This window comes from Solwaraspora sp. WMMD792 (genome assembly GCF_029626105.1).
GTDB lineage: Bacteria > Actinomycetota > Actinomycetes > Mycobacteriales > Micromonosporaceae > Micromonospora_E.
On the sequence record NZ_JARUBH010000009.1, the window covers coordinates 2,346,511 to 2,370,385 of the forward strand.

20 protein-coding genes are annotated in these 23,875 nt (G+C 72.3%); 7 read left to right on the forward strand and 13 right to left on the reverse strand.

The genetic code is table 11. The annotated features are described in order from the left end of the window. The first annotated feature begins 107 nt into the window (after nucleotides 1–107). Nucleotides 108–914: an IclR family transcriptional regulator gene (locus O7629_RS12185; RefSeq protein ID WP_278169260.1), complete on the forward strand. Its 807-nt coding sequence runs from the start codon at nucleotides 108–110 to the stop codon at nucleotides 912–914. Between the two features lie 12 nt (nucleotides 915–926). Here the strand turns inward: O7629_RS12185 and O7629_RS12190 are convergent, their stop codons facing one another. The 8 genes from O7629_RS12190 to O7629_RS12225 all read right to left on the reverse strand — a co-directional run bounded on the left by O7629_RS12190 (nucleotide 927) and on the right by O7629_RS12225 (nucleotide 10,984). After that, nucleotides 927–2,567 (reverse strand): thiamine pyrophosphate-binding protein, encoded by a 1,641-nt coding sequence (locus O7629_RS12190; RefSeq protein ID WP_278169261.1) that lies wholly within the window; start codon nucleotides 2,565–2,567, stop codon nucleotides 927–929. Further along, nucleotides 2,564–3,325: an enoyl-CoA hydratase/isomerase family protein gene (locus O7629_RS12195; RefSeq protein ID WP_278169262.1), complete on the reverse strand. Its 762-nt coding sequence runs from the start codon at nucleotides 3,323–3,325 to the stop codon at nucleotides 2,564–2,566. The genes O7629_RS12190 and O7629_RS12195 overlap by 4 nt, the downstream gene beginning before the upstream one ends. Beyond that, nucleotides 3,322–4,680 (reverse strand): adenylosuccinate lyase, encoded by a 1,359-nt coding sequence (purB, locus tag O7629_RS12200; protein WP_278169263.1) that lies wholly within the window; start codon nucleotides 4,678–4,680, stop codon nucleotides 3,322–3,324. Before purB ends, O7629_RS12195 begins: the two co-directional genes overlap by 4 nt. Beyond that, nucleotides 4,677–6,242 (reverse strand): class I adenylate-forming enzyme family protein, encoded by a 1,566-nt coding sequence (locus tag O7629_RS12205; RefSeq protein ID WP_278169264.1) that lies wholly within the window; start codon nucleotides 6,240–6,242, stop codon nucleotides 4,677–4,679. Before O7629_RS12205 ends, purB begins: the two co-directional genes overlap by 4 nt. Continuing rightward, complete coding sequence (locus O7629_RS12210; protein ID WP_278169266.1) at nucleotides 6,242–8,260, reverse strand: hydantoinase/oxoprolinase family protein; 2,019 nt, start codon at nucleotides 8,258–8,260, stop codon at nucleotides 6,242–6,244. Before O7629_RS12210 ends, O7629_RS12205 begins: the two co-directional genes overlap by 1 nt. A gap of 80 nt (nucleotides 8,261–8,340) precedes the next feature. Beyond that, nucleotides 8,341–9,165 (reverse strand): ABC transporter permease, encoded by an 825-nt coding sequence (locus tag O7629_RS12215; RefSeq protein WP_278169267.1) that lies wholly within the window; start codon nucleotides 9,163–9,165, stop codon nucleotides 8,341–8,343. Then, entirely contained in the window at nucleotides 9,165–9,959 is a 795-nt protein-coding gene (locus O7629_RS12220; protein WP_278169268.1) for an ABC transporter ATP-binding protein, read from the reverse strand. The genes O7629_RS12215 and O7629_RS12220 overlap by 1 nt, the downstream gene beginning before the upstream one ends. A 65-nt stretch (nucleotides 9,960–10,024) precedes the next feature. Then, entirely contained in the window at nucleotides 10,025–10,984 is a 960-nt protein-coding gene (locus tag O7629_RS12225) for an ABC transporter substrate-binding protein (RefSeq protein ID WP_278169269.1), read from the reverse strand. A 323-nt stretch (nucleotides 10,985–11,307) separates the two neighbouring features. Between O7629_RS12225 and O7629_RS12230 the strand changes: the two genes are divergently transcribed. Further along, on the forward strand, nucleotides 11,308–12,222 hold the full coding sequence (locus O7629_RS12230; protein WP_278169270.1) for an ABC transporter ATP-binding protein: 915 nt from the start codon (nucleotides 11,308–11,310) through the stop codon (nucleotides 12,220–12,222). Between the two features lie 61 nt (nucleotides 12,223–12,283). Beyond that, nucleotides 12,284–12,790, forward strand: coding sequence for a roadblock/LC7 domain-containing protein (locus O7629_RS12235; RefSeq protein WP_278169272.1), 507 nt, complete (start codon nucleotides 12,284–12,286; stop codon nucleotides 12,788–12,790). A 53-nt stretch (nucleotides 12,791–12,843) separates the two neighbouring features. Here O7629_RS12235 and O7629_RS12240 read toward each other — a convergent pair whose 3' ends face one another. The 3 genes from O7629_RS12240 to O7629_RS12250 form a co-directional block, all read right to left on the reverse strand. Then, nucleotides 12,844–13,632: a hypothetical protein gene (locus tag O7629_RS12240; RefSeq protein ID WP_278169274.1), complete on the reverse strand. Its 789-nt coding sequence runs from the start codon at nucleotides 13,630–13,632 to the stop codon at nucleotides 12,844–12,846. Nucleotides 13,633–13,814: 182 nt separating this feature from the next. Beyond that, entirely contained in the window at nucleotides 13,815–15,029 is a 1,215-nt protein-coding gene (locus tag O7629_RS12245; RefSeq protein WP_278169276.1) for a D-arabinono-1,4-lactone oxidase, read from the reverse strand. Next, entirely contained in the window at nucleotides 15,026–17,509 is a 2,484-nt protein-coding gene (locus O7629_RS12250) for a glycogen debranching N-terminal domain-containing protein (RefSeq protein WP_278169277.1), read from the reverse strand. The genes O7629_RS12245 and O7629_RS12250 overlap by 4 nt, the downstream gene beginning before the upstream one ends. A gap of 204 nt (nucleotides 17,510–17,713) precedes the next feature. On the opposite strand from O7629_RS12250, the gene O7629_RS12255 reads away from it, so the two are divergent. Next, on the forward strand, nucleotides 17,714–18,505 hold the full coding sequence (locus tag O7629_RS12255) for an alpha/beta fold hydrolase (protein ID WP_278169278.1): 792 nt from the start codon (nucleotides 17,714–17,716) through the stop codon (nucleotides 18,503–18,505). Here O7629_RS12255 and O7629_RS12260 read toward each other — a convergent pair. Both O7629_RS12260 and O7629_RS12265 read right to left on the reverse strand, forming a co-directional pair. Then, nucleotides 18,472–19,380: an NAD(P)-dependent oxidoreductase gene (locus O7629_RS12260; protein ID WP_278169280.1), complete on the reverse strand. Its 909-nt coding sequence runs from the start codon at nucleotides 19,378–19,380 to the stop codon at nucleotides 18,472–18,474. The two genes, O7629_RS12255 and O7629_RS12260, sit on opposite strands and share 34 nt — an antisense overlap. Further along, entirely contained in the window at nucleotides 19,377–20,147 is a 771-nt protein-coding gene (locus O7629_RS12265; RefSeq protein WP_278169282.1) for a sugar transferase, read from the reverse strand. Before O7629_RS12265 ends, O7629_RS12260 begins: the two co-directional genes overlap by 4 nt. A 216-nt stretch (nucleotides 20,148–20,363) precedes the next feature. Between O7629_RS12265 and O7629_RS12270 the strand changes: the two genes are divergently transcribed. From O7629_RS12270 to O7629_RS12280, 3 genes are read left to right on the forward strand one after another with little or no spacing between them, the layout of a single operon-like run. After that, on the forward strand, nucleotides 20,364–21,347 hold the full coding sequence (locus O7629_RS12270; RefSeq protein WP_278169283.1) for an AraC family transcriptional regulator: 984 nt from the start codon (nucleotides 20,364–20,366) through the stop codon (nucleotides 21,345–21,347). Nucleotides 21,348–21,406: 59 nt separating this feature from the next. Next, nucleotides 21,407–22,120 carry an alpha/beta hydrolase gene (locus tag O7629_RS12275; RefSeq protein WP_278169284.1) on the forward strand — a complete coding sequence of 238 codons (714 nt, stop codon included), beginning with the start codon at nucleotides 21,407–21,409 and terminating at the stop codon, nucleotides 22,118–22,120. Nucleotides 22,121–22,161: 41 nt separating this feature from the next. Next, nucleotides 22,162–23,610, forward strand: coding sequence for an amidase (locus tag O7629_RS12280; RefSeq protein ID WP_278169285.1), 1,449 nt, complete (start codon nucleotides 22,162–22,164; stop codon nucleotides 23,608–23,610). Nucleotides 23,611–23,875 lie beyond the last annotated feature (265 nt).

Below are 23,875 nucleotides of genomic sequence, written 5' to 3' on the forward strand. Positions count from 1 at the left end.
CGGGTCAGATGGACCCACCCACCGGGCTGACCCACCCATCGGATGGACCATCATGTGAGCCTTGTGTTATATTATGAACCTATCAACTTCAGGGATGGGAAGGCAAGATGTCGTCTGTCACCGACCCGGGCCGCGAGTCCGGCACCCAGGCACTCGACCGCGCGCTGGCCGTGCTGCTCGCGTTCCGGCGCGACACCCCCGAACGCAAGGTCAGTGACGTCAGCCGGGAGCTCGGGCTGCACAAGTCGACCGCCAGCCGGTTGTTCCGGGCGCTTGCCGACGCCGGCTTCCTGCAGCGCAACGAGGAGACCGGCGCGTACCGGCTGGGGGTCACCGTGTTCGACCTCGGCGCCCGCTTCCTGGCCGGGCTCGACATGCACGCCATCGCCCGACCGCTGCTGCACCAGCTGGCCGAAGAGCAGGGCGAGTCGGTCAACCTGGCCATCCGCGACGGCCTGGACGCGATCTCGATCGACCTGGTGACCGGGTCGCACAGCCTGCAGCTGGTCTCCCGGCTGGGCCGACGCATCCCGTTGTGGTGCAGCGCCGCCGGCAAGGCGCTGTTGATCGACATGGACGACGACCAGGTCCGTGAGCTGCTGGCCGATGCGGGCTGGACCCGGCTGACCCGACGTACGATCACCGACATCGACGTCTTCCTGGCCGATCTCGCCGGGGTACGGGAACGCGGCTGGGCGCTCAACGACGAGGAGAGCGAAGACGGTCTGCGGGTCGTCGGCGCGCCGGTGCGGGACCGGCTCGGCGCGGTGACCGCGTCGATCAGCGTCTCCGGCCCGATCTTCCGGCTGGACAGCCCGCAACGGGTCGCCGCGCTCGCCGCCGCCGCGGTCCGCACCGCCGACGAGCTGTCCCGCCAGCTCGGCCACGGCGTCGGACAGATCTGGGGCAGTTGACCGGCGACCGGCTCAGAAGTGCTGCTGCACGACATCCGGATCAACCTTCACGTGCAGCAGCACCGGCCCGGTCAGCGGCAGCAGCGCGTCGAACGCCGCCGAAACGGTTGCCTCGTCGTGCGCCCGGTACGCGGTGACACCGAGCGCGCCGGCCACCGCGGCCAGGTCCCGGTACGGGAAGCGGGCGATCCCCGGGTCAGCGCCGGCCGGTCGCAGCTTGCGCACCTCCGCCCCGTACGCGCCGTCGTCCAGCACGATCACCAGCACCGGGGCGCCGACCCGGGCCAGGGTGTCCAGCTCACCCAACGCGGTCAGCAGACTGCCGTCGCCCTCGAACGCCACCACCGGGCGGTCCGGGCGGCCGAGCGCGGCGCCGATCGCGTACGCCACGCCGACGCCGATACTGCCGAACTCCCACGGCGCGACCAGCGACCGGTCCACCGCTGGCGAGTCCAGGTAGAGGTTGGGCCAGCCGCCGAAGTGGCCGACCCCGACGACCGTCGTGCGGGGCAGCGGCAACCGACGGGCGCAGATCGCCATCAGCCGGCGGGGGTCGACGTGTCGGGCACCTGCGGGCTCCGGGCCGAGCTCGGCGAACGGGTCGGCGTCGCGAATCGCCCGGGCCAGTCGCGGCGTACGCCAGCCGTGCGGCTCCGGCCCGGGCGGCGCCGACTCCAGCGCCCCGGTCAGTGCCCGGGCCGCCAGCGCCGCGTCGCCAACCAGCCCACCGTGCACCGGCCAGCGGGCACCGATCGCCGCCGGATCCCGGTCGACGCTGTACACCTGCGCGGCGTCGAACAGCTGTCCGTGGTCGGCGGTCCACCGGTTCAGGCCGGCACCGAACGTCACGACGAGATCCGCCTCGCGCAGCACGTCCCGGGTCAGCGGACGGGCCAGCCCACCGGCGACGCCGAGGGCGTACGGATGGCCCGCGAACAGGCCGGCGGCCATCAGGCTGGTGACCAGCACGGCTCCGGCGTGGTCGGCCAGCGCGGTCAGCTCCGGTCCGGCGTGCACCGCGCCCCGGCCGGCGAGGATCACCGGGCGACGGGCCCGACGCAGGCGGTCCGCCAACCCGGCGACCGCCGTCGGGTCGGGTGCCAGTGGCAGTGGTCCGGCCGGCGCGACAGCGGCCCCGAGCGGTACGGCCGGCCGGTCCCCGGCCGGTTCGTCCTGCAGGTCCAACGGGATGTCGAGGACCACCGGCCCCGGTCGCCCGACGGCCTCGCGCACCGCGGCGGCGACGTCGCGCGACACCGTCGACGCGCCGGTCATCGGCACGAAGGTACCGGCGGTGGCCAGGGCGAACGGCTGCTGCGGAAAGTTCTGCACGTGCAGCGGGTCACTCGCCGGGGTGTCCCCGGCGAGCAGCAGCAGCGGTGTCCCCGCCTGCCGGGCGATGGTCAACGCCGGACCGGCGGCGGCCAGGCCCGGCCCCTGGGTGACCGTGGCCACCGCGCACCGGCCGGTGACCCGCGCCCATCCGTCGGCCATCATCACCGCGGCGTTCTCGTTACGGGCCGCCACGAACCGGACCCCGTGCCGGGCGACCAGGTCGGCCACCAGGAACATGTTCGCGTCGCCGAGCAGGCCGAACACGGTGTCCACTCCGTGCTCGACCAACGCGTCCGCGATCGCCTGGTAGACCTTCACCGGTCCGCCTCCGGGTGCCGGTCCGCCTCCGGACGGCGGTACGGACCGGCGGGACGCAGCGCGACGCTCAGCGCACCCAGATAGGAGTCGGTGGCCACCGCGTCGAAGCGCGGGCCGGCCAGCCGGGCGGTCCGTTTGGTCATCGACCGGCCCAGCGCCGGCACCGCCAGCAGCCGGTGGGCCAGTTCGGTGCCGGCGTCGGCCACCCGGTCGGGCGGCACCACCTCGGTCACCAACTCCAGCTGGTGCAGCCGGGCCGCGTCGATCCGCTCGCCGAGCAGCAGCCAGCGTTTGGCCCGGTCGGCGCCGACCAGGTCAGCGAGGATGGCCATGCCGCCCCAGGTCAGCGGGATACCGAAGGCCACCTCGGGAAACGTGAAGAAGCAGGTGTCGGCGGCGAGGCGCAGGTCGCTGGCCAGCCCGAGGATCGCCCCGGAGCCGATCGCCGGCCCGTTGAACGCGGTCACCGTGGTCTGCTCCAGGCGGTACCAGCGCTCAACCAGCTCGGCGGTACGCCGCTGCACGCCCATCGTGGTGGCGGCGTCGAGGGTGGCCAGCTCAGCCAGGTCGGTGCCGGCGCAGAAGGCGGTGCCGGCACCGGTCAGCAGCACCACCTCGACGGTGTCGTCGCGGCCGAGGTCGTGCAGCACCTGTTCGAACTGCCCGAGCATGGCCAGATCGAAGCTGTTGCGCCGAGCGGTGCGGTCCAGGGTCACCACCGCGAGCCGCCCCGCACGCTGCAGGTGTACCGATGTCACGTCGCCTCCGATTGCAGTAGGGCGCGGTCGACCAGGGCCGCGGCGTGTCCGACGTAGCTGAGTGGATCGAGCAGCCGGGTCAGCTCCGCGTCCGGCAGGGCCGCCCTGACCTGCGGATCGGCGCGCAGCAACTCGGCGAACGGCCGATCATGGTCGAGGCTGTCCCGCACGATCCGCATCACCAGGTGGTGCGCCTGTTCCCGGCCCAGCGGGCCGGCCAGGCGCAGCATCACGGACTCCGACAGCACCAGGCCGCCGGTGGTGGACAAGTTGACGCGCATCCGGGCGACGTCGACGCGGAGCCCGGCGAAGACCTCGTTGAGGCGCTGCAGCGCGCCGCCGACGAGGATGAAGCACTCCGGCACCAGCTTCCACAGCGCCATTCCGACGCCCATGTCCCGGTCGTCCTGGGAGACCATCGTCTGCATCGCCAGCGGCACCTGCGCACGGACCGTGCCGGCCGCGGCGATGACCGCCTCGCAGCGGATCGGATTGCGCTTGTGCGGCATCGTGCTGCTGCCCACCTGGGTATCGCGCTGCGGCTCGTGTGCCTCGCCGATCTCGGTACGGCCGAGGAAGTACACCTCGCGGGCCAGCTTCTCGGCGGTGGAGGCGACCAGGCCGAGCAGGGTGAGACACTCCACCACCCGGTCCGGGGTGGCGTGCCAGGGGGTCGGGGCGACGCCCAACCCGAGCCGGTCGGCGACGGCGCGTTCGATGTCGAAGGCCCGTGGCCCGTAACCGGCCATGGTGCCGGCGGCCCCGCCCATGCTGACCACCAGCAACCGGGGCCGGAGCTGGGCCAGCCGCTCCCGGTGGCGCTGCAGCTCGCTCTGCCAGACCGCGCAGCGCAGCCCGAACGTGGTCGGCAGGGCCTGCTGACCGTGGGTTCGGGCCGCCATCGCCGTGTCCCGGTGCCGCAGGGCGAGCCGGCGCAGTACGCGGACCAGTTCGTCGATCTGCCGGCTGACGATGTCCAGTCCGGCTCGGGCGCGCAGCACGAACCCGGTGTCCATGACGTCCTGGGTGGTGGCGCCGAGATGGACGTAGCGGCCGCCGTCGCCGGCCGCCCTGGTCAGGGCCCGTACCAGTGGCACCAGCGGATGCACGGTGTCGGCGGCGTCGGCGGCCACCGCAGCCAGGTCCAGCGACTCGACCCGGGCGGCGGCGGTGATCTGCGCCGCCGCCGCGGCCGGAATGACGCCCGCGTCGCCCTGGGCCCCGGCGAGTGCCGCTTCCACATCGAGCCACGCCTGCATCAGCTGCCGGTCGTTGAACACCCCACGCATCTCGGCGTTGCCAAAGAAGCTGGTCACCGTCAACGAGTCGAGGAAGCAGGAGCTGAGCGGGTTCACCGTGCCACCCCGTCGATCATGGCCGTGACCGCCCGCCGGTCCACCTTGCCCGACGGCAGCAGGGGCAGTTCGGTCACGACGTGCCAGTCGGTCGGCACCTTGTGCCGGGACAGGCTGCCGGCGGCGGCCGCAGCCAGTTCGGTGCGGCGCAGGGTCGCCCCCGGGATGGCGACCACGACCGCGACCACCTCCTCGCCCCAGCGCGGGGACGCGACCCCGACGACGCACGCCTGGGCGACGCCCTCGCAGGTCAGCAGGAACGCCTCGACCTCGGCCGGGCTGACGTTCTCCCCGCCCCGGATGATCAGGTCCTTCACCCGGCCGGTCAGGGTCAGGGTGCCGTCGGCGGCGAGCCGGCCCAGGTCACCGGTGCGCAACCACCCCTGCGGGTCGTACGCCGCCCGGTTCGCCGCCGGATCGTCGAGATAGCCGGGGCTCACCGACTCGCCGCGGACCTGCAGCTCACCTTCTGCTCCGGCGGGCAGCGGCCGGGTCGACCCGCCGGCGTCCACCGCGACGATCCGGGCCCGCAACCCGGGGAGTACCCGCCCGACGGTGGAGCCGTCCGGTGGGCAGCTGCCGTCGTCGGGGTCGACGCTGATGGTCGGACCGGCCTCGGTCTGCCCGTAGACGACCGCCAACCGCCGCAGCCGCAACGTGTCGCGTACCCGCGCGCGTAGGGCGGGTGGGCAGCTGGCACCACCGAGGAAGCCCAGGCGCAGCGCGGCCAGGTCCCACCGCCGGGGCTGCTCGTCGATCCGGTCGGCGAGCATGGTCGCCATCGTCGGGACCAGTTGAACGACCGTGCACTGGTGCCGGTGCACGACGTCGAGCACGTCGTCGGGACGGAACCGCGGCACCGGGAACAGCTGCGCCCCGGTGACCGCCGCCAACACCACGCCGCTGCTGAGGCCGGCGGCGTGGGCGAACGGCAACGGACAGCAGATCCGGTCGGCGGAGCCGATCCCGGCGGCCTGCGCCGTCCAGGTCGCGTTGCGGACCAGGTTCCGCCCGGTCAGGACGACCATTTTCGGGGTGCCCGTCGATCCCGAGGTGAACTGGACGTTCAGCGGGGCGTCGGGGTCGCGGGCCGGCTCCGGCGGCGGCCCGGCCCAACCGGGCAGGCCGGCGAGTGCGTCACCGGCCTGGTCCGCCGGCAGGAAGGTGACCGGCCCGGTCGCCGCGCGCCGGGCGGACGACGTCACGTCGCGGTCCCGGATCTCTCGCGCGGCGAACAGCCGGACCGGCCGGGTCCGACGCAACGCGGCGGCCAGCTCCGGCTCCGTCGCGGCGGGGTGCACGGTGACCAGGGCGGCTCCGCGCCAGGCCGCGGCGGCGAGCAGCACCAGCCAGGCGATGCTGTTCTCGGCCCAGACGGCGATCCGGTCGCCGCGGCCGACACCGGCGGCGGCGAGCACGCTGGCGGTCCGGCCGGCGAGCGCCGCGTACTCGCCGGCGGTGACGGCGGGCCGGCCGGCGACGGCGAACAGCGGCCGGTCCGGCTGTCGCCGGGCCTGTCGCAGCAGCACGGCGTCGTACGCCGGCAGATCGACGGGAGCCATCAGGCGCGCTCCAGCAGCAGGTTCCCGTGCGGATCCACCCGCCCCGACCAGCCGGCACCGACCACTGTGGTGCTTCCGCTCTCCCGGACGACCGCCGGGCCGCTGACCCGTACGCCGGCGGTCAGCTCGCCACGCTGCCAGACGGCGGCATCGGTCCAGCCGTCCGGCCCCCACACCGGCATGGTGACGGGCTCGGGCGCCGGGCCGTCAGGTGGCGCGGCGAAGATCACGGCGGGCTGTGGCCCGAACGCGGTGAGCCGGCAGTTCACGATCTCGGCCGGGTGCTCCGAACGCAGGTAGGCGTACCGCTCCTGGTAGGCGGCGTGGAAGGCGCGGATCAGATCGGCGGGCTCGTCGGGCAGCTCGTCCAGCGGCACGGCCAGGTCGAAGCTCTGGCCACGGAAACGCATCCCCAGCGACAGCCGGAAGGTGACCTGGTCGGCCTCCACCGTGTCCTCGGCCTTGAGCTGGTCGCGGGCGGCCGCCTTCAGCTCCTCGACCAGCGCGCGGGCCGTCGCCAGGCCGGCGGAGTCGGCGGGGACCAGCGCGGTACGGACGTAGTCGTGACGGGCCCGGGCGGCGACGAAGCCGAGCGCCGAGAAGTTTCCCGGCACCGGCGGAACCAGTACCCGTGGGATTCCCAGCTCGTCGGCGAGTGCGGTGGCGTGCATCGGTCCGGCGCCGCCGAACGGCATCAGCACGAATTCCCGCGGGTCGTGGCCACGGGCCACCGAGATCTCCTTGATCGCGCTGGTCATCTTGACCGTGGCCAGGCGAAGGATGCCGTACGCGAGTTCGGTCTCGGTCAGGCCGTCACCGAGTTCGGCGGCCAGCCGCCCGAGAGCGGCACGCGCCGCGTCGAGCTGCGGGGTGACCTCGCCGCCCAGCCGCCCGTGCGGGTCGAGATGGCCGACCACCAGGTGGGCGTCGGTGGTCGTCGGTTCCGCGCCGCCCCGGCCGTAGCAGGCCGGACCGGGATCGGAGCCGGCGCTGCGCGGGCCGACCCGCAGCTCGCCGCCCCGGTCGCGCCAGGCGATCGAGCCGCCACCGGCGCCGATCGTGTTGATCTCGATCTGGAAGGTCCGGTTCGGATGCCCGGCGATGGTGCCGTGGTTGGTCATCAGTGGCACGCCGCCCTTGATCAGACAGACGTCCGTGCTCGTGCCGCCGATGTCGCAGGTGATGACGTTGTCGAAGCCGGCCAGGCCGGCGACGTACGCGCTGGCCGCCACGCCGCCGGCGGGGCCGGACAACGCGAGGTTGATCGGCAGCCGGCCGGCCTGATCGGTGGAGACCACGCCGCCGCTGCTGGTCATGATCGCCAACGGGTGGCGGTAGCCGCTGCCGGCCAGGGTCGAGCCGAGGCCCGACAGGTACTCGCTGACCGGACCTCGGACGCTGGCGTTGAGCACGGTGGTGGCGAACCGCTCGTACTCGCCGTGTTCCGGGACCACTTCGGCGGAGATGCTGCAGGCCAACTGCGGGTGGCGACGGCTGATCCGGTCGGCGGCGGCCCGCTCGTGCCCGGCGTTGCGGTAGGAGTGCAGGAAGCAGATCGCGACGGCGGTGGCCCCGGAGGCGGCCAGCCGGTCGGTCACCTCGTCGAGACCGGTCATGTCCAGCGGGACGACGATGTCGCCGGCGGCGGTCACCCGTTCCTGGACGGTGTGCCGCATCCGGCGTGGGGTGAGCGCCGGGCGGGCGGCCTCCTTGACGCTGTACAGGCGGGGACGGTGGCCCAGGCCCATCTCCAACACGTCCCGGAAACCCTCGGTGGTGATTACCGCGACCGGTTCGCCGGCACCTTCCAGCAGGGCGTTGGTGACCCTGGTGGTGCCGTGCACGAACCGCTCGACATCCGACAGGTGGACGTCGAGCTTGGTCAGGCCGTCGAGGATCGCCGCCGCCGGGTCCGCCGGGGTGGACAGCGTCTTGGCCTCGGCGAGCCGGCCGGTGGCCGGTTCGTACACGATGACATCGGTGAAAGTTCCGCCGATGTCGACGCCGATGCACAGCATGAGGGAACCTTTCGGTCAGATGGGTCACGTCACCGGGGCGGGTGCCGACTGCGTCGACCCGCGCCCGGAACCCGAACCGGTCAGAAGGTGACGCCGTAGCGGCGCAGGCTGGCGCGGGCGACCGTGCGCAGCACCCAGTCGAACAGGTAGCCGAGCAGGCCGAGGGCGATGATGCCGACGAACACCCACTCGGTCTTGGCGTAGTTGCGGGCGGTCCAGATCAGCGAGCCGAGGCCGCTCTGCGCCGCGACGATCTCCGCGGAGACGATGGTGAGGAACGAGTTGCCCATCGCCAGCCGGGCGCCGGTGACGGCGTACGGCACCGTGGCGGGCAGGATCACCGAGGCCAGGGTGCGGACCGGCCCGGCGCCCAGCGCCCGCGCCGCCCGCAGCTTCAGCTCGTCGACGGCGAGCACCCCGGCGAGGGTGTTCAGCGCCACGATGAAGACCGTGGTGTAGAAGATCAACGCGATCTTCGAGGCTTCACCCGGGCCGAGCCAGATGATCGCCAGGGTGACGAAGGCGATCGGCGGCACGAACCGGAAGAACTGGATGTACGGGTCGAGCATCAGCCGCAGCAGCCGGCTGCGGCCCATCAGCAGCCCGACCGGCACCCCGATCAGTACGCCCAGCCCCCAGCCGCTCAGAATGCGCTGGCTGGACGCCCAGACGGAGTCCCACAGCGTCCCGTTGGTCGCCAACTCCACCGCCCCCTGCCCGGTCAACCGGGGTGAGGGCAGGAAGAACGCGGTGTAGTTGCGGCTGACCAGATCCCAGATGAGCAGGCCGAGCAGCACCGACAGAACCGACAGCACGACGCGGGTGTGTCGACGCCGGCCGGCGAAGCGGCGTGGGCGGGGCCCGGCCGCCCGGGCCGCCGGTGGACGTTGCACGTCGACGGCCATCAGCCGCCACCTCCGTTCAGGCCGTGCCCGTCGTCCAGACCCTGGGCGCGCAGGGTCTGGGCGACCTCGGTGCCGATGTCCTCGCGCAGCACGCGGAACAGCCCGGCGGCGGCCGGATCGGTCAGTTCCCGCGGCCGGGGCAGGTCCACCGGGTACACCTGCTTGATCCGGGCCGCCGGGCCTGCGGTCATGGTGACGATCCGGTCGGCGAGCAGGATCGCCTCGCCGATGTCGTGGGTGACGAACAGGATGGTGGGCCGGGACTGGCGCCAGATGCGGTCGAGTTCGGCCTGCATGACCAGCCGGGTCTGGGCGTCCAGCGCGCCGAACGGCTCGTCCATCAGCACCACCGACGGCTCGTTGGCCAGCACCCGGGCGAGTTGGGCCCGCTGGCGCATGCCGCCGGATAGTTGGCTGGGGAACCGGTCGCCGCTGTGGCTGAGGCCGACCATGGTCAGGTAGCGGTCGACGATCCCGGCCCGCTGCGCACGCGGCACACCCCGCATCCGGGGGCCGAACGCCACGTTCTGGCGTACGGTCAGCCACGGGAACAGGGCCTCGGCGCTCTGGAACACCACGCCCCGGCTGACGTCCGGGCCGGTGACCGGCTCGCCCGCGCACAGCACCTGCCCGGCGGCCGGCCGGACGAACCCGGCGATCGCGTTCAGCAGGGTCGATTTGCCGCAGCCGCTGGGGCCGAGCAGGCAGACGAACTCCCCGCCGGCGATGTCGAGCGTCGCCCCGGCGACCGCCTCGAAGTCGTCGAAGCGGATGTCGACGTCGCGGACCTGCACCGGGGAGCCCGCCGGACGGGGACCGGATTCCGGTCCCCGTCCGGCGGAGGTGGCCGTCCGCCCGGTCACGCCACGCCCCGGATCATCACCTCGGCCGGGTCGGCCGGGTCGGACACGATCCCGCTGTCCTGCTGGAACTGGGCGATCTCGGCGTAGCGCTGCAGGTCCTCGTCGGTGAAGTCGCGGACCTGGCACTGCACGCCGTCGAGCAGTTCGACGGCCTCGGCCGCGGGCACCTCGATGGCGTTCTCGGTGGCGGTGCCGGCGACCTGCGGATCGGCGGTGATCTGCTCACATGCCTCGCCGATCGTGTCCACCAGGGTGGCGGCGGCCTCCTGGTTGGCCTCGTACCAGGCTCCGTCCACCCCGATGATCAGGTTGTAGACGTAGCCGACGTCACCGCTGGTGAGCAGGATCTTGCCGCCGCCCTCGACACCGCGCGAGGGCCACGGCTCCCACATGATGTAGCCGTCGATGTCGCCGCGCTGCAGCAGCGCCGGCATCTCCGCTGGCGAGGAGGTGACGAACTCGACGGCGTCGCGGCTGATGTCGTAGCTGTCGAGGATCTTGTTGGTGGCGTACTCGTTGACCGTTCCGGTCACCACGCCGTACCGCGAGATGTCCGCGACCTCGCCGATCTCGTCGCGGACCACGAGCTTGATGAAGTCCGGCGACTGGGAGAAGACCGCGATGCCCTTGACGTCTCCCCGGGTGGCCCGGTTGAGCAGGCTCGATTCGGTGCTCGCGGTGACCTGACCCTCGCGGGCGAGGATCGCGTCGAGGCCACCGGTGCCTTCCTGGTACTGCGTGACGGTGACGTCGAGCCCGGCTTCGGCGAACAGGTCCTGCTGATCGGCCAGGTAGATCGGCGAGTACGCGGGATCGACGCCGACCCCGAAGTCGATGGTCGTCGTCTCGGCCGGTGTGCCGGGTTCACTGCCCGGGTCCTGATTCTCGGCACAGGCCGCGGCGACGGCGGTGACCAGCAGCGCGGCGCCGACCACCCGCAAGGTACGCAATCTCATGGCTAACCCCAGTTCATTGCGACTCATATTGTGGTTCTAGGTTCTTAATCTGAGACGCTACTGGGCACCACGAGAGGCGTCAAGGGTGCGACCAGGCCGGCGAACGGAGCCCATCGACCGACGAAGGTCACCTCGAGTAGTCAAAAATGGGAAACAGATGCCCAGTTCAGGCCACCGCACGTCACAGAAACTCGACGGGCCACTACCGAGAGTACCTAGCCGGTGGAGATGCACCACCCGGTCTCGATGTGGAACCGGAGCTTCGGTAAGGCTACCCTTCATGGAACGCGGGACTCGCCGACCGACGCCGAGGAGCAGCCAAAATGACCGACCTCGCAGAACTGCCGGTGACTGTGCCCGGACCCGAACCGCGCGAAACCCGACCTACCGGAAATGCACCCCGGCTACGGACCCGGGCCCTGCGGCTCGGGTATGGCCACCAGGTGGTCGTCCCGCACCTGGACCTGGACATCGTCGACGGATCGGTCACCGCGATCGTCGGGCCGAACGGCTGCGGAAAGTCGACCCTGCTCCGCGCCCTCGGCCGGCTGCTGCGGCCCACCGCCGGGGAGGTACTCCTCGACGGCGAGCGGATCCAGCGGTTGCCGACCCGGGAGGTCGCCCGCCGACTCGGCATCCTGCCGCAGGCTCCGACCGCGCCGGACGGGCTCACCGTGGCGGACCTGGTCGCCCGTGGCCGCCAGCCGCATCAGACCTGGCTGCGCCAGTGGTCCCGGACCGATGAGGAGGTCGTCGCCCAGGCACTGGCCTGGACCGGCCTCACCGACCTGGCCGAACATCCGGTGGACACGCTCTCCGGCGGCCAGCGGCAACGGGCCTGGATCTCCATGGCGCTCGCCCAGGGCACCGACATCCTGCTGCTCGACGAGCCGACCACCTATCTCGACCTGGCGCACCAGATCGACGTACTCGAACTGGTGGACCGGCTGCACCGGGAGGGCGGCCGCACCGTGGTGATGGTGCTGCACGATCTCAATCTCGCCGCGCGCTACGCCCGACACCTGGTCGCGATGAAGGACGGACAGGTGCTGGCCAGCGGCGCACCGGGCGAGATCCTGACTCCAGAGCTGGTCCGGGAGGTGTTCGGGCTGCGGGTGATGGTCATCGAGGACCCGGCCAGCGGCACCCCGCTCGTCGTCCCACTCGCCGCAGGCGCGGCCCGCGCCTCCACCATGGATCAGAAATCTATTCCGGTGATTCGTGCCGTTACGCACTGACGGGTCAGGTCGAGGGTACTGTTTGGCCGGGAACGCGCACCGACCGAAAGAGAGACCCTCCATGGCATACCCCGTGGTCACCACTGGTGACGTCTCCCGGCTGCTGGACGACCTGGTGGACCGGGTGCCGCAGGCGCAACAGGCGGTGGCGCTCTCCCCCGACGGCATCCTTCTGGCCTGGTCCAAAGGGGTCGACCACGAGCTGGGCGAACAGCTGTCCGGCCTGGTGGCGGGTCTGCGCGCCCTCGCCGTCGCGGTCGGTCAGCACGCCGACACCGGCCGGGTTCGACAGATCGTCGTCCAGATGGGTACGGCGTTCCTGTTCATCGCCGCGACACCCGGTGGTGCCATCATCGCAGCCGTCTTCGACGCCGGCTCCGACATGGACTCGGTGGCCTACGAGGTGGCGCTGTTCGCCGGCCGGGCCGACCGGCACCTGCCGGCGTTCCCCGCGCCGGAGGAGGCCCCGGAGACTGCCGTCCACACCGCTCAGGCGCTCCTGCATGGCGGCGCACCGACGCTCGGCGCGCATGCCGCTGAACGACAGGACCTTCCGACGCGCCGCTGAGCCGGCCAGCGCCGTTCACCAAGGCGGCGCCCCAGCCGGCGGGGAAAGCCTGGTTACCGCCGGGTCACCGTGAGGTCGGCGACCCCGGCGACGGCGTCGATGTCGTAGCGGTCGGTGGCCTCGTCCCAGTCCGTCGAGATCACCGACTCGCCGCCTGCAACCCCGTCGCGCCGCTCGCCGTCCAGGTCGACGCTGCCCGCGCCGGAGCCCAGCCGGATCCGCACCGGCGTCCGCTCCGGCAACTCGATCCGCCAGGTGCTGACGCCGCCGGACATCCGGACAACGACCGTGCCGGACGGCTCGGGCAGCGCCAGGTCCAACGCGCTGGCGCCACCTGCGACGTCCACCTGGGAGACCCGGGCACCGGTCAGATCGACCCGGGTGCTGGTCGCCCCGCCCAGCACCCGGACCGACCAGAGCAGATCGCTGTGGACGGTGACTCGCAGCTCGCCGGCACCGTCGTACCCGGTATCGGTCAGTCCGACCCGGACCACGCCGTCGGAGGTGGTCACCTCCGGCGCGGCCGCACCGCCGACCGGAGTCTCCGCCCGCAGCAGCTGATCACCGAGGTCGGCGGCTACCACCTGAATCTCTGGTGCACCGTCGGGGATCTCCAGCCGCGCCTCGGTCCACCCCTCGCGCGGTGTCTGCACCGTCCACGCCACGTCGCCGTCGGTAGCCGGGCGTGAGCCCACTGCGTTCACCACCACCGCCACGATCGTCGCCGCCACCAGCAGGGCGGCGACGACGGCGACGGCGATCAACGCCCGGCGCGACGTCCCGGGTGGCGTGCCGCCCGGCAGGTCGGTGGACGGTTCGTTGCTGGCTGCGGTCGGTCGCACGGCTCCCCACTCCAGTTCCTGCCCGCCCGTGGCGCGGCGAATCTTGTGGCCCGTCGATGCGGCGGACGGTGCCTCTGCTACCCGGTTGCGGGACGGGGCAATCTTAGGCCCGCCGGATGGGCCGGACCCGCAAGCCCGGTCACCGGCCCAGCCGCAGCTCGGTCACCGGCCTAGCAGCTCGGTCACAGGCCGAGCAGCCGACGCAGGTAGTCGGTGAGGAACCGCCCGTCGGGATCGAGTCGCTCACGGACGGCGAGGAACCGGTCCGCCTGCGGGTAGCGGGCAAGCAGATCCCGGCCTTCCAGCCGGTGGATCTTCGCCCAGTGCGGCCGCCCATCATGGGCCAGGAAGATCGGTTCCACGTCGGCGAAGAACTCGCGGTACGGCAGCGTCGCGTTCTGGTGCACCGAGATGGTGATGCTGTCCCGACCGTACGCCGGGCTGAGGAACGCCTGATCGGCAGCCACATACCGGTAGAGCACCCGCCAGGCGGCGTGCTCCCGGTGCCGGGTCCGGATCCGGTGCCGGACCTCTCGGAAGCAGGCCGGACCGGCCGCGGCCGGAACGAAGTACTCGATCTCGTGGAAACGCAGGGACCGCCGCTTGATCAGCGCGGCGTCGCTGGAGCCGATCCGTTCCTCGGTGCAGCCGCTGCCGGGCAGCGTGTCCGGGCCGGGATCGTCGGTAACCGGGTTCACTGTCCGCAGGTGCGCGTCGTCACGCCGCGGATACCAGTAGAAGTCGACGTTGCGGTTGATTTTCAGCAGCTCGTCGAACGTGGTCAGGCACGCCTCCACCGGCAGGCCCCACTCCCGCCGCCGGGCCTGGAACGCGGGGACCAGCCGGGTCCGCAGCGCGGTGAACACACCCAGCACGCCGAGCGACACCTGGGCGGCCGGCAAGAGGTCGGGGTCGCTGTCGGCGTCGATCTGCACCGGTTGTCCGGCCGCGGTGACCAGTCGGACCCCGGTCACCTGGGCGGACAGGTTCGGCAGGCCCAGGCCGCTGCCGTGGGTACCGGTCGAGACGGCACCGGCGAACGCCTGGGTGTCGACGTCGCCGAGGTTCGGCATCGCGAGTCCGTGGTGGCGCAACTGGCGGCCCAGGTCGTGCAGCCGGGTGCCGGCACCGACCCAGATCTGCCGGTTGTGCGGCGGTTCGAGTACCCCGGCGGGCAGCCGGTCCAGGCTAAGCAGGACGTCCCCGGTCTGCACGAGCGGCGCGGACGAATGCCCGGCGCCAACCGGCCGTACCGTCACCGCCTGCTCGGCGGCGGCGCGCAGGACGCGGCACAGCGCGGCGACCGACTCCGGCCGGGCCACCGTGGCCGGCTCGAAGGTCAACCCACCGGACCAGTTGCGCCAGGTCGTGGTAGCGGTGACGGGCGGCGAGGTCATAGCGCCGCCCGCAGCGGATCACCGGGACGGCGGGTGCGGCGACGCGGCCGGGCCAGGTCACGCCGGCCCCGACCCAAGGCGTCGAGCAGGCCCCAGCGTCCCGGGATGTCGTGCAGCTCGATGTGCCCCATCCCCTCCGGAACGGCCGGGTCGATGATCAGGTCGCCGTCGTACGGGTCGAGACCGAGCAGCACCCGCAGGAACAGCAGCGTCGCGCCGGCCGAGGTGGCGTGCGGGCTGCCCGCGGCGGAGTACGGGACGGGGTACTTGGTCAACGACCGGTCGTAGCCGGCGAAGCACTCGGGCAGCCGGGCCCCGAAGTACTGCGACGCCTCCAGCACCGCCCCGGCCACCCGGGCCGCCTCCTCCCGGTAGCCGTACCGCCACAGTCCCCAGGCGATCAGCGAGTTGTCGAACGGCCAGACCGAGCCGGTGTGGTAGCCGACCGGGTTGAACCGCCGCGCCTCGGTGGCGAGGGTGCGGATCCCCCAGCCGCCGAACAGTTGCGGACTCATCAGATGCCGTACGACCGACCGTGCCTTGGTGGGTTCGGCGATGCCGCTCCACAGCAGATGACCGATGTTGGAGGTGAGCGCGTCGACCCGGCTGCCGTCGGCCTGCAGCGCGTGGGCGTAGTAGCCGCGGTCGGCGATCCAGAAGTCCCGGTTGAACCGGTCCCGCAGCTCGGCCGCCTGCTGTTCGAGCCGGTCCGCGAAGGCGTGGTCACCCCAGCAGGTCCGGGCCAGCCGGGCGCCACGCAACCGCGCGTCGTACACGTAGCCCTGGATCTCGCAGGTCGCCTGGGGGAAGGTCGCCTCCCGCCCGTCCTGGAAGCTGACCGCGCCCGGCGAGCACTTCCAGCTCTGGTTCAGCTCCCCGGTGCGGGCCGGCCGGGGCCCGTACCAGACGTATCCGGTGCCGACCAGATCCGCGTGCCGGTCGATCCAGTCCAGTGCCGCGCGGGCCTCGAATTCCATGTCACGTACCAGTGCGGTGTCGCCGGTCCACCGTTCGTACTCGTCGAGCAGCACGATGAACAACGGGGTGGTGTCGGCGGCGGAGAAGTCCGAGGCGTGCGAGACCTCGTTGAACAGCGCGGCCTCCGCGTACCGGCTCTCCTGGGGGATCTTGCCGGGCTGTTCGGCCCGAAACGGATCCTCGCGGGTGCCCTGCGCCAGCGCCATGATCGCTAACGCGGGCACGGTGGTGGCGGGCAGGAACGGTAGCGCCTGCAGGCAGCTGATCAGGCTGTCCCGGCCGAAGAACGTCATGAACCAGGGCATCCCCGCCGCCGGCAGCATGTCACGGAAGTTGACGCCCTTGTAGCGCAGCGCCGCCAGATCGACGACGCTCTGCTGGTACGCCTCCCGCAGCGGTTCATGGTCGCAGGTCAGTTTCGGTGCCCGGGCCATCCACTCGTCGAGTTCCCGGTGCACTTCGGGCTTGGGCCGCTCGGCGTAGCTGCGCAGGCTCTCGCGCAGATCGCGGTTCCCGGCCCCACGGACGAAGGTCTTCACCGTCAGATCGGTGCACCAGGTGTCGTGGGCGTCGAGGGCCAGCTCGAAGGTCAAGCCGCCGGGATCGATGCTGGCCGGCACACTGCTGGACAGGATCGTCTCACGGAAGTAGGTGCCCCGCTCGTAGCGGAACCGCAGCGCGTCAGGCTCGGCCGTAACCTCGATTTCGCGCTCGGTGTGGTAACCGTCCTTGACCTCCAGCACCTCGGCGAAGTCGGCCCCCGCGTCGATGCGCAGGCTCAGCCGGACGGGCTCCTCCCGGTGGTTGAACACGGCGATCTGCTCGGTGAACGCGTCGCCGATCCAGCGGTGCCGGAACACCGAGATGGTGGCGTCCACGTAGTGCGTCGGCTCGCCCGGCACCTGGAAGAACCGCGACTCGAAGTACTGCAGGTCGTCGATGGACAGGGTGTTCATCCGTTGTCCGTCGACGGTCAGCCGCCAGTAGGACAGGAAGCGGGTGTCGTAGAAGAACAAGCCGAACGGTGCGGACGGCACCGGTTCGATGTCGCCCCGGCGGTCGCTGACCATGAACAGGTTTCCGTAGAGGATGCTGACCGGCTTCGCGGTGGCCGGGCGGGCGCCGACCGGCTCGGCGACCGGCCGGGCCCTCGACTCCGCCCCGGCGCTGTCCGCGTGCAGCGGCAGCAGTCGGCGGAAGGTCAGGAACAGCGGCAGGTCGCCCCGGACCGACACGCCGTTGCGCAGCAGCAACGAGATGCTGTTCTCCCGGCCCTCGATCAGTGCCTGGAAGGTCTCCTCCGAGGTGTCGATGGTGCAGTCGACCTGCTCCGGGTCACGCTCGAGCACGGCATGGCCGTCCCGATACGTCACCGACCAGCTGCGGATACCGCCGTCCGGGGCGGTGAGGTTGAACCGGATCGTGCCGCTGACCGGCGGCGGCAGTCGACCGTCGCCGCGCGCCTGGAGACCGTCGAAGAACTGACCGATCACGTCGGTCATCGCCGCTCCCCTCAGTCGTCCTCCGTCGGTCCACCTGGCGCCAGCATGACCCGTCCACCACCCGCAGGGGATCACCCAGGGCGGGTGATCCGTGACCGGCAGGAGACGGACGGTAGACCACGGATGCCGAAAGTAACCAGATGAGGCACAATGATTACAGGCCGTATCGGGGGCACGGCATGTGCCGAAGCGAAGGAGGCCAACGTGAGTCACGACCGCACGGCCGCCGGGATGCGCTACTGGCAGACCGGCCGCGGCCGACAGGACGTCCTGCTCGTACACGGGTGGTGCTGTAACCACCGGTTCATGAAGCCACTCGCCGCCCACCTGGCCAGCTGGCGGCGGCGGATCATCTCGGTGGACATGCGGGGACACGGTGCAAGCCCCGCCGGAGACCGCGGCTTCAGCGTTCCCGAACTCGGTGCCGACCTGCGGGACCTGATGGTCGAACTCGAGATGGACGACGTCGTGCTGATCGGGCACAGCATGGGCGGGGTCTGGTCGTTGGCCGCGGCCGCGCAGGCGACCGACCGGGTCGCGGCGCTGCTGCTGCTGGACGCGTCGGTGGCCGTGCCGCCCGGCACCTCGGAGCAGGTGGCCGCGCTGGCGGAGTCCATCCGCGGCGCGGACCCGCGCCAGGCCCGGATCGACATCATCCGGTCGTTCTTCATTCCCGAGTCGGACCCCCGGCTGGTCGACTGGACGATCGACCAGATGCTGCGGCCGAGTGACACCGTCGCCGCCGCCACCCTCGACGGTCTCGCCGACTTCGTCGAGGCCGGTGGCGACGCCGCGCTGACCGCGTGGGGACGCCGGCTGCTCTACATCGGTGGCCCGGCACCGTTCGCCGACTACGGACGGCTCCGGGAGCTCGTGCCCGAGGCCGTGATCGGCCAGGTGGTGGGCTCGGGCCACTTCTTCCAGTTCGAGGTGCCGCGGCAGACCAACGCGATGGTCAGCCGCTATCTGCGGCTGTGGGGGCCACCGTCGTGGTGATCCGCAAGCAGGGCCTTCACCGAGTCCGTCAGGTCGTAGCTGGGTGACCAGCCGAGCACCTGCCGGGCACGGCTGATGTCCGCGCACATCCAGGGGACGGCGGCGGACCGGTTCACCGTCGGGGAAAACTCCCCCGTACCGAGTTCGCCGCTGTGACCAGCGGCCCGGGCCAGACAGGTGACCGCCTCCCGGACCCCGACCGGCCGCCCGCTGCCCACGTTGAACAGCCGGTGCGGCAGGCGGGTGGCGAGCGCGGCGGCGCGGACCGCGGCGGCGATGTCGCGCAGGTCGACGAAGTCGCGCACGGTGTCCAGCAGCCGCACCGCCAGCGGTGACCGCCCGCCGCAGCGCAGCAGAGCGGCCGCCCGCCCCAGCGCGCTGTCCACCGGCAGGCCCGGCCCGACCGGGTTGAACACCCGCAACGTGACGACCTCGACCCGTCCGTCGGTGCTGACCAGTTCGCCGAACTGGGTGGCGGCCAGGTGGCTGAACCCGTACGGGCTCACCGGCCTGGCCGGATCGTCCTCGCCCACCGGGCGGCCACTGGGCACGACGCCGTACTCGGCGGCGGAGCCGATCCGCACCAGCCGGGTGCCGGGCACGACGTCGGCCATCGCCTCGGCGAGCGCGGCCACAGCCTGTAGGTGGATCCGGATCAGCTCGGCGTTGTCACCAACGGTGCGGCCGGCGCAGTTGACCACGACGTCCGGCCGGACGGCCGCGAGCAGCCGGGCGAGTTCGGCCACGCCCGTCGTGGCGAGATCGCAGTCGGCCCGGGTCGGTGCGGTCACCACCGCGTCCGCCGTGAGCGCAGCGTGGATCTGCCGGCCCAGCAGTCCGGTGGAGCCGAAGAGCAGGATCCTGGTCCGGCTCAACTGCGGCACCGGCCGGCCAGGTCACCGCGGGGTCGACGGGAGGTTGCTGCCGAACCGTCGGGCGCGGCGGCCGGGACCGGGCCGGCCGCCGGGACCGGGTCCGGCGGCGTCGGGGTCCCGGTGAACTCGTGCCAGGTGACCGCCCCCGGCGCGGCGATCCCTTCCCGGCGCAGCACCACCCGGACGGTCTCGACCAGGATCCGCAGGTCGAGCCGGAGACTGCGATTGTCCACGTACTCGATGTCGTAGGCGAACTTGTCCTCCCAGGCCAGCTCGTTGCGGCCGCGGACCTGGGCCAGGCCGGTGATTCCGGGTCGCACCTCATGCCGTCGGGCCTGCCAGGGCGTGTAGATCTCCAGGTACTTCACCAGGTGGGGACGCGGGCCGACCAGGCTCATCTCACCGCGCAGGACGTTCCACAACTCGGGCAGTTCGTCGAGGCTGCTGGCGCGCAGCCAGCGGCCGACCGGCGTGAGCCGGTCGGCGTCGGTGACCAGGCCGCGGGCCGGATCCACCTTGAGCATGGTGCGAAACTTGACCATCTCGAAGAGTTCGCCGTCCCGGCCGGGTCGCACCTGCCGGAAGAACACCGGCCGGCCCAGCGTAGCGAGGATGAGCAGGGCGACCCCCGCCAACAGCGGCGCGCCGACGACCAGGGCGGTCGCCGCGCCCACGACGTCGAACACCCGCTTGACCCGGTCGTAGCGGCGGGGACGACTGGTCGGCATCGTCGGTTCGGCTGCGAGGCAGGCCGCTGGCGAGGTCATGGACGGGCCTCCAGAAGTAGCTACTCAACTGACAAAAGCTTTGTAACAGAATGAATACGACCAAGCGTGTCGTTCGCCGTAAATCGGAACATTGGTTGAGTCGTTGCCGTCGGCTCGAGTGACCATGGGACCCGGACCGGTACGCTGATCCGCAGGTCAGCTGGTCCGCAGGTCAGCAGGTCAGCAGCACCGACCGGGCCGGCAGAGGGAGGACGCGTGCCGCTGCGACGCCAGGGTTTCGACGGGCCGGCCGGGCTGCGCGAGTTCAACTCCGCGCTGCGACACACCCTGGTGCAGCAGACCGTCACGATCCGCGATCCGAGCCGGTTCCGTGCCCGCATCACCGAGGTGCCACTGGGACCCTTGCGGCTCATCTCCGCCGCGGTCGCCGCGCTGCACTCCTCCCGCCGACCGCACGACACCACCGGACCCGACGCCGCGGACGGGGTGTTCCTGCTACTCGGCCAGCGGGCCACCGGCAGCATCACGCATCGGGGCGGCACCGACCCGATCGGCCCGGACCGGCTGGTCGTCGTCCCCGGCTCAGAGGCGTTCGACGTCGACTACCCGGCACCGGCCCACGTGCTGTTCGTGGCGCTGCCCCGCGCACTCGTCACGGCCCGCTTCCCCGGCCTCGACGGGCCGGTGCGCTCCGCGGCGTTGGACCCGGTGGGCCGGGCGTTGTGCCGGCAGTTGCCGCACCTGATGAACGCTGCCGCAGCCGCCAGGGCCGGGCAGCGGCCAGCGGTCGCCGCCATGGTCGACACCACCCTCACCGCCACGCTGCACGGTGCCGGCGTCGCCGTCGACGCCGACCCGGTGGCCGCGCTGCGCACCGCGGCGGAACGGCTGATCGAGCACTCGCTGGCCGAACCGGCGTTGTCGGTGCCGTGGTTGGCCCGCCGGCTGGCGGTGTCCCCGCGGCAGCTGCACCGGGCGTTCGCCGCCGACGGCACCACCCCGCACCGCTGGATCCAGCAGCGTCGGCTGGACGCCTGCGCCATCGCGCTCGCCGGGTCCGACGTCCCGGTCGCGCAGCTCGCCCACCGGTACGGCTTCGCGTCGGCGTCGCATCTTGGAGCACTCTTCCGCACCCGGTACGGCGCCCCGCCCGCGCGGTGGCGCAGCGAGCAACGCGCCGGCCGACCGGCCGGCCACAGCGGGCAGGATCCCGACAGCGATCCGGCGCGACGGCGATAACCCGCCGTGCGCCGGCCGGCCTACCGTCGGGCCCACCGACCGCGACGGAGGCACCCGACATGCGTTTCGTTCTCGTCCACGGATCCTGGCACGACGGCAGCTGCTGGGACGGCGTCCGGCAGGTACTCACCGCCGCCGGACACGAGGTCCACGCGCCCACCCTGCCGGGCAACGGCGCCGCCGCCGACCCGACGGTGACCTTCGCACGCACCGCCGGTGCCGTCGCCGAACTGATCAGGCGGGCCGACCTGCGCGACGTGGTGCTCGTCGGACACAGCCTCGGCGGTGCGGTCGTGCAGGCCGTCGCGGTCGCCGTACCGGACCGGCTCCGCCGCCTGGTGTTCCACAACGCGTACGTCCTCGCCGATGGCGACACCATCTTCCAGCATGTGCCGCCGTCGGCCGCCGCCGCCTTCACCAGCCTGGCCACCCCGGAAGGCACCCTGATGCTGCCGTACGAGGCGTTCCGAGCGTTCATCAGCGACGCCGACGAGCAGACCGCCCGCGCCGCCTACGCGCGGCTGACCCCGGAGCCACTGGCCCGGGCCGCGGAACCGGTCGCGCTGCCCGGGTTCGCCGACCTGCCGGTCCCCCGTTCGTACCTGTACGCGGTCGACGACGTCGCGTTCCCGCCAGACGAGTTCCGTTGGCATCCCGGCCAGTCGCAGCGGCTCGGCGAGTTCCGGCTGGTCGAGATGCCGGGTTCACACGAGGTCCTGTTCACCGATCCGCAGTCGCTGGCGGCGAAGCTGGTCGAGGCGGCGGCGGACTGACCACCCGTCGACCGGGTGGGGCTCGAACGGGAGGCGGGGCATTGGAGCTACTGGACGGGTCGATCATCGAGCTGACCGCCGCCGTACGGTCCGGCCGGGTGCACGCCCGGGAGGTCGTCGAGGCGGCGGTACGCCGCATCGAGGAGCGTGACGCCGGGCTCAACGCGGTGGTGGCGGTCGACTCCGAACCGGCGCTGCGTCGCCTGGCCGCCGCCGGTGGCCGACCGGTCGGACCGCTGGCCGGGCTGCCGTACCTGGTCAAGGACCTGCACGCCGAGGTCGCCGGCTTTCCGCTGACCCGGGGTAGCCGGCTGGCCGTCGGCCTGGCACCGGCCGGTACGAGCACGTTGCTGCGCCGCCTGGAACAGGCCGGAGCGCTGATCATCGGACGGACCAACTCGCCGGAGTTCGGGCTGAACATCACCACCGAGCCGGTGCTGCACGGGCCGACCCGCAACCCGTGGCGGCCGGACCGGTCCGCCGGTGGCTCCAGCGGCGGCGCGGCCGTGGCGGTTGCCGCGGGGATGGTGCCGGCGGCGCACGCCAGCGACAGCGGCGGGTCCATCCGGATCCCGTCGGCCTGGTGCGGCGTCATCGGCTTCAAGCCGACCCGAGGCCGCAACCCGGCCGGGCCGTACCGGGTGGACGACTGGTCGGGGCTCAGCCACGAGCACGCCATCACCCGCACCGTCGCGGACTCCGCGTTGTTGCTGGCCGTCAGCAGCGGGTTGGCCGCCGGCGAGCCGTACCCGGTGGACGGTGTCCAGTGGACTGGTGCGGTCGGTTCGACGGGTCCCGGCCGGGCCCTGCGGGTCGGGCTGCTCACCGAGGCACCCGACGGCACCCCGGTACATCCGGCGTACCGGGGTGCCGCCGAGTCCGTCGCAGCCGAGCTGGCCGCCGCCGGTCACCGGGTGGTCCCGGTCGGGCCGGTGGAGCCGGCCGGCCGGCTCGGCCCGGTGCTCGGTGCGGTCATCGCCGGCCACCTGGCCACCGCGGTCGACGACATCTGCGCCGCCACCGGACGGTACGCCGGGCCGGACACTCTGGAACCGGCGGTGCTCGACCTCGTCGAGCGGGGCCGGCGGGCCGATGCCCGTACCCAGGTCCGGGCGACGATGGCACTGCGCCGGCTCGCCGGTGAGCTGGCTGCCGTCCTCGACGGCGTCGACCTGCTGCTCAGCCCGACCACCGCGCGGCCGGCACCACCGCTCGGGCAGCTGCACACCGACCGGCCGGCCGGCGAGCTGTTTCGAGAGATCTTCGCGATCTCGCCGTTCGTGGGAATGTTCAACGTGACCGGCGGGCCGGCGATCAGTCTGCCCTGGGGGCGCGACGACGCCGGGATGCCGATCGGGGTGCAGCTCGGCGCGCGGCCGGGCGACGACCGCACCGTCCTCGCCGTGGCGGCGGCGTTGGAGGCGACCCGGCCCGACCTGGTCAGGCCCGGCCCCGCCCCGGCGGGCACGGGTCACGGCGACCCGGCCTGACCCCCTGGCCCGCCGGCACCCCAGCCTGACCCGCCGGCACCTCAGCCTGACCCCCTGGCCCGCCGGTGTCCCGGCCTGACCCCGGTCGACCGGCGTCGCCGGTCAGACCTACCCCATTCGCTGCGGCCGGCGCAGCCAGGCAGACAGCCATGTTCGGGTGGGCGACCGGCGGACGGCCGGTGGATGAGCGGATTCCCGGTTGCGGCCGACCTACCGGCCAAGGAGCGGCACCGCCAGTTCCGCAGGTCAGCCGAGCGGCCAAGAT

Bases quoted from the DNA above. Each gene is read 5' to 3' on its own strand.
- O7629_RS12245 (WP_278169276.1), bottom strand. From the start codon at position 15,029: ATGACCTCGCCGCCCGTCACCGCTACCACGACCTGGCGCAACTGGTCC.
- O7629_RS12210 (WP_278169266.1), bottom strand. From the start codon at position 8,260: ATGCTGTGCATCGGCGTCGACATCGGCGGAACTTTCACCGATGTCATC.
- O7629_RS12235 (WP_278169272.1), top strand. From the start codon at position 12,284: ATGGCATACCCCGTGGTCACCACTGGTGACGTCTCCCGGCTGCTGGAC.
- O7629_RS12205 (WP_278169264.1), bottom strand. From the start codon at position 6,242: ATGGCTCCCGTCGATCTGCCGGCGTACGACGCCGTGCTGCTGCGACAG.
- O7629_RS12265 (WP_278169282.1), bottom strand. From the start codon at position 20,147: ATGACCTCGCCAGCGGCCTGCCTCGCAGCCGAACCGACGATGCCGACC.
- O7629_RS12230 (WP_278169270.1), top strand. From the start codon at position 11,308: ATGACCGACCTCGCAGAACTGCCGGTGACTGTGCCCGGACCCGAACCG.
- O7629_RS12250 (WP_278169277.1), bottom strand. From the start codon at position 17,509: ATGACCGACGTGATCGGTCAGTTCTTCGACGGTCTCCAGGCGCGCGGC.
- O7629_RS12185 (WP_278169260.1), top strand. From the start codon at position 108: ATGTCGTCTGTCACCGACCCGGGCCGCGAGTCCGGCACCCAGGCACTC.
- O7629_RS12215 (WP_278169267.1), bottom strand. From the start codon at position 9,165: ATGGCCGTCGACGTGCAACGTCCACCGGCGGCCCGGGCGGCCGGGCCC.
- O7629_RS12225 (WP_278169269.1), bottom strand. From the start codon at position 10,984: ATGAGATTGCGTACCTTGCGGGTGGTCGGCGCCGCGCTGCTGGTCACC.
- O7629_RS12275 (WP_278169284.1), top strand. From the start codon at position 21,407: ATGCGTTTCGTTCTCGTCCACGGATCCTGGCACGACGGCAGCTGCTGG.